General features: G+C 45.2%; 3 protein-coding genes. All 3 read right to left on the bottom strand.

Translation table 11 applies throughout. From position 1 onward, the window contains the following. Positions 1 to 539: 539 nt before the first annotated feature. On the bottom strand, positions 540 to 3,413 hold the full coding sequence (gene uvrA / locus K2I50_RS02860; protein WP_301024740.1) for an excinuclease ABC subunit UvrA: 2,874 nt from the start codon (positions 3,411 to 3,413) through the stop codon (positions 540 to 542). 67 nt (positions 3,414 to 3,480) lie between these two features. Then, a complete protein-coding gene (locus K2I50_RS02855; protein ID WP_301024739.1) occupies positions 3,481 to 4,446 on the bottom strand; it encodes a lytic transglycosylase domain-containing protein in 966 nt (321 codons plus the stop codon). A 12-nt stretch (positions 4,447 to 4,458) separates the two neighbouring features. Further along, positions 4,459 to 5,844 carry a T9SS type B sorting domain-containing protein gene (locus K2I50_RS02850; RefSeq protein ID WP_301024738.1) on the bottom strand — a complete coding sequence of 462 codons (1,386 nt, stop codon included), beginning with the start codon at positions 5,842 to 5,844 and terminating at the stop codon, positions 4,459 to 4,461. Between the last annotated feature and the right edge of the window lie 161 nt (positions 5,845 to 6,005).

The following is a 6,005-nucleotide window of genomic DNA, read 5'->3' as shown; positions in this document are numbered from 1 at the left end:
GTTATAGGCTATTATGGTGGATTTTTAACTTGTGTTAAGCGTGCTATTTTACTTTTGCAAACTTCATTGATGCCCATATACTCTGTTTTCCAAATCAGAGATTTTTAAATATCCTAAGCAACCCTGCGGATAGAATCTGTTTAATAATGTAAATTTATTTGATTTGGGATTGCAGTGTGCATTTGCAAAATCCGCACTATTCTATGCTATTTGCAAATTGATTCACCCTCATTTGCCCGAAGTAATTCAATTGACATTTGCAAATATAACACCTAAATATGTTGTTAAGATTTCTTAATAAGATTTCATTAACGGTTCAACTCACTAATATTCTGTTATTTAACACCAATTTGCGTTTTTGACATATGAAATGTGAATTTTGCAAATTTTTCCATATGTTATATAGCAGAAATTCTGTTGAATATAAGATACCACCTGCCCTGTTTCATTGAAAAATTGAAAAATCAAAATATGGCAATGCCGCGCTCTTGCAGGAACGCGGCATTGCCATATTTTGATTTTCCTTGGTCTTTACCCGGTTACTTATGCTGTTGTTTCAGCCGATCTAATTCTTCAAGCTCATAGGCGATATATGATGAAGTCGGCGACCTACTATTTGCTATATCCTCTGGGGTACCTGTGGCGATTATCATTCCACCGTTTTTGCCACCTTCAGGCCCCATGTCGATTACATAATCTGCACATTTAATTACATCGAGATTATGCTCAATCACCACTACGGTGTTCCCTTTTTCGACCAGTCGGTTCAATACACCAAGCAATACTTTGATATCTTCGAAATGCAGTCCTGTAGTCGGTTCGTCAAGTATGAACAAGGTACGTCCCGTGTCTCGTTTGGCGAGCTCTGTCGCAAGTTTCACACGTTGGTTTTCGCCTCCGGAGAGTGTGCTTGACGGTTGACCGAGCTTGATATATCCGAGTCCGATATCCTGTAGCACCTGGAGCTTCTTTAATATATTGGGAATACCGGCAAAGAACTCCACTGCCTGGTTTATGGTCATGTCAAGAACGTCGGCAATTGACTTTCCTTTGTAACGCACTTCAAGCGTCTCTCGATTATAGCGTTTTCCGCCGCATACCTCACAAGGCACAAGTACATCAGGCAGGAAATTCATCTCGATTGTTTTATATCCATTGCCATTACACGTTTCACACCTGCCTCCAGCTACATTGAAGGAGAACCGGCCCGGTCTGTAACCGCGGATTTTAGCCTCGGGGAGATTTACAAATAGGGAACGTATATCAGAGAATACCCCTGTATATGTCGCAGGATTGGAACGTGGCGAACGCCCGAGCGGCGACTGGTCGACAGTAACAATCTTGTCGATATGCTCTATCCCTTCGATGCGTTTATATGGCAGAGGCTCTTGCAGCGAGTGATAGAAATGATGGCTTAGTATAGGCTGCAATGTGCCGTTTATGAGACTGGATTTCCCGCTACCCGACACGCCTGCCACACACACCAGGCATCCCAGAGGAATCTCTAAATTGACATTCTTGAGATTGTGTCCGGTGCATCCTTCAAGACGCAGAAATTTGCCGTTTCCGGGCCTTGGATCGCAACCACGTTCTATTGTGCATGTGCCGTTGAGATATCGTGCAGTCAGCGTATCCTTGGCAAGCATTTCTTTTGGTGTGCCGGCAAATACTACATTGCCTCCTTTACGTCCGGCTTTAGGTCCTATGTCGACAATATAGTCGGCCTCAAGCATAACTTCCTTATCGTGCTCGACAACGATAATAGTGTTGAATGCATCGCGTAATCGCTTCAACGAATCTATCAACCGCTTGTTGTCCCGCTGATGCAGGCCTATACTGGGCTCATCAAGTATATACATTACATTGACCAGTTCCGACCCGAGCTGTGTTGCCAGCCGTATACGCTGGCTCTCGCCTCCGGAAAGTGTAGCCGAGGCTCTGTCCAAAGATAGATAATGCAGGCCGACATCTACAAGAAACCGAAGGCGCGAGCGTATCTCTTTTAGAATCTCTCCGCCTACCATCTGACTACGCGAATCAAGTCGTTCTTCTACCTGCGATGTCCATTCATACAGTTCTCCGATATCCATGCGTGCCAGATCGGAGATATTATACCCGTCAACAAAAAAATGCAAGGCCTCTCGATTAAGGCGTCGGCCGCCACATTCAGGGCAGGTAGCACGCGAATAGAACTGTCCGCTCCATTTCTGTGCCTTGCTTCCGGCATCATCCGATTGCTGAAGTTCGATGTACTTTATGAGGCCCTCATATGTGCGAAAATAATTGTAGGTACTCTGCATATCGGTCTTTACCTGCAGACGCTCGTCAGTCCCGTTGAGGATGTCGTTTAGAGCCTCTTCAGGCAAATCCGATATTGGTGTTTTTAACGAGCACCCATATTTCTCACAGATAGCTGAAATCTGCCAGAATATCATAGTATTCTTATATGGCCCGAGTGCTGCGATACCACCTTTGTAGATTGACTGTGACGAATCCGGAATCAGTTTCTGACGGTCAATAATATTTACATAGCCAAGCCCCTTGCAACAGGGACATGCTCCTTGTGGAGAATTAAATGAAAAGTTGTGTGGAGCGGGCTCCCTGTATGACAGTCCGCTTTCCGGATCCATGAGCATCTGGCTGTAGTGGGCTACGGATTCTTCCTCAAGGTCGTAGACCATCATCTGTTTGTCTCCCTGGCGCAATGCGTTTCCAACGGAATCATTCAGACGAATGGCATCCTTGCGGTTTACTTTCAGTTTGTCTACCACAAGTTCTATGGAATGATTCTTATAACGGTCGAGTTTCATGCCGAACGTAATTTCGCGGAGTTCGCCATCAACCCTTACGGTAAGGTATCCTTTCTTTCGCAGTTGTTCGAATAGTTCCTTGTAGTGGCCCTTTCGATTCTTCACCAGCGGGGCGAGAACATAGATTTTACGCCCGTCATATCGTGATAATATAAGCGACACGATTTTCTCTGCGGTATATTTCTCCATCTTCTCTCCGCTGATATAGCTTCGCGCCACACCGATGCGTGCGAATAGCAGACGCATATAGTCGTACACCTCGGTTGTTGTGCCTATGGTGCTTCGCGGATTACGGTTTATCGTTTTTTGCTCAATGGCAATAACCGGACTCAGACCGGTAATGCGGTCTACATCCGGTCGCTCAAGCGTGCCGAGCATGTTACGTGCATAAGCCGAGAATGTCTCGATATACCGACGCTGTCCCTCTGCGAAAATTGTGTCGAACGCGAGGCTCGACTTTCCGCTTCCGCTAAGTCCGGTTATCACGGTAAGCGAATTGTGAGGTATGTCAACATCGATATTTTTCAGATTATGGACGCGTGCGCCCAACACCGACAATTTATCGGCGTCTGCCGGAATATTTTCGGGAATATCCTTCTTCATAAAATTAAGACAATTTTAAGAAACAAGCGTCGAATAGGGAGTGTATAGGCTGCTCCCATATCCGTCATCAATCCACTACCCAGGCCGGATTGTAAACATGTGTCCTGCTTGTGGAGCGGTGCATATCTTCAGCAAGAGGAATTTCTACCTGATAGGTCTTTCCTGTCTTGTTAGGAAGCGATTTTGCCCTTATCCACGGGTTGAAATCACGCAAAGTAAGATAGCTTATGCCATGAGATTTCGCCCATGCCGCCCAATCCTCTACAGAGCCCTTTACTTCGACCGTCTTTGTGCGTACCGGTGAATACAATTGGTCGGAGTTGATGCGGTAACCATACGCTTTAGGGTTTTCCATGATTAGCTTCATGGCGATAAGGCGGAATATGTAGCGCGATGTCTCGTCGTTGAGATATAAGTCGTAGGCTGATTTGCTTTTCTGCGCTTCGAGTTCCTTGGATATACGAGCCATGCCGGCATTATAGCTTGCGGCGACAGACTCCCAGTTGCCATATTTTGCAAGGGCGTTTTTGAGATATCTGCATGCTGCCTGTGTTGCTTTCTCCGGATGGTAGCGTTCATCGACAAACTCATTTACTTCGAGACCATATTCTTTTCCCGTAGATGGAATAAACTGCCATAGGCCTGCAGCCTTTGCCGGGGAGTATGCACGAGGATTAAGAGTACTCTCTATACAAGCGAGGTATATAAGATCTTCGGGGACTCCGTTTTTTTTCAATATCGGGATGAGCTTCGGGAAGTAGCGGTTGGCCCGTTTTATAGTGAGCAGAGTATTACCATGTGTATAAGCCATGGATGTAAGCTCTCGGTCAAGACGCTCGAATAAGTCCACTCGGTCAAGATCGACAGTCTGCCCTGCAAATGTTACCTTTGACGGTATTTTCGGATTGACTACGGTGGTAAACAAAGTTGACGAATCGCCATTCTTTATGTTGGGTGTCTCGGCGTTTATTGTGCCGGAAAAAAGTCCGCAAAACAGTGCGGTTGCTATTAGTCTATGATAATAAATTTGCATATTTGTTGAGTCTTATTGTTGGGGAGAGGCGGTGCCTTGATTTTCGTTATTGTACTTTATGATGTTGATATCACCTTTGAGATTGTAAATACGGCCATCGGCTCCACGGGCCTTTATTACATAATAATAAACACCTGAACCGACATATTTTCCCTTATACTTGCCATCCCATCCTTGTGACGGATGATCAAGAGTTGCGACACATATTCCCCAGCGGTTGAATATGCTGCATTTGAATTCCGTGATTGAACGGTAGCTTACTTTCCACTCGTCATTTATACCGGGGGAACCCTCCGGAGAAAATGCATTTGGACAGTGTAAGTCGGATTCTCCTATATTTATCTGATATGTCTCCGAGTAATATTCACATTCACCACCGGCATCTGCCGCCATGAAACGCACATAGGTTGTGCCGGCATCGCGGAATGTACGGGTAAATTCAAGATTTTTGTCGCGTAATTGTATATCTTCAAATTCCGGATGGCTTGACATCTGCCACTCTGTAAATATCGCAGCAGGAGTGACATCTGCGACAAATGAAATCTCAACCGGCGCCGAGCCTCCAAGGGTGGCAGACCCTTCACCTGTCGAAGTTCTCTGCTGGTTATCGAAAGTCTCTGTTTCCTGCTCTGCCGAGGTATGTGCATCAACACGACGTGCCGGAATCATTTCAGTGCTTACCGTCAATTCGGGCAATCCCCATTCGCGCAGAAATCTATCGCCGGTAAGAATGTACTCCGTATCGCATAGCGCAGAGGTGCAATGTATTGCGCCATCTGCATTTGGTAGTGATATTGAGGCCGAGGCCTCAATATACCCCTGATGATCAGCCGAATATTCCATCGTAGTATATTTCAGCGACATCTCTCGCGACAATTCGTTGCGACGCCCGTTTATCGTATAATAATATATCGGATAGGCATCTCCTCCAAGATTCAATATCGTGGTATAGCAATCACTGTCGCTGCTCACTGATAGTGAACTGAGGAGAAGTTCATACTCAGAATAATCAATTATCCAGAAATATGTACGTGAATTACCGTCCTCAATTACATATCCGCAATCTGAACGCACATCATTTAATATCGATTCCGAGCCGGAGTAGTTGATTTTATCCTCAGATATTGGCTCGGCATATGCGGCTCCAAGATGTCCGAAAGTATACCAGATAGGGTGGGTGGTGTTTTTTGACTGATATGATATTGAAGTATTGCTTGGACATGAATGCAACACATAAACAGCCGAAAGCCCTGTTGATGCATCCGGCGAGATAGAAATAGGAGGGTATGCGTCGCCTGTAATTGACACCTGTGCCGATACAACCGGAGTAATTCCTGCGCCGGAGACACAGATTCCAATACCAAGTATCATACGTCGAGGTATTGCTGTCAATTTCATGAATCTATTGTTGAAATATGCCATAACATACAAAGATAGTGTTTTTTTCAAAACGACGTATCTGTGGTTAATATTGCGCATGAGATTTTAGAGCTTGTTTAATAATAAATGTTGCCGCCAGGGTCGTATAGCTTGAGACGATTTTCGACATGTGACGAAGG

This window comes from Muribaculum sp. (genome assembly GCF_029051885.1).
Taxonomy (GTDB): Bacteria; Bacteroidota; Bacteroidia; order Bacteroidales; family Muribaculaceae; genus Muribaculum.
Note: the sequence above shows the minus strand (reverse complement) of the source record. Positions and strands in the feature narration are given on the sequence as shown.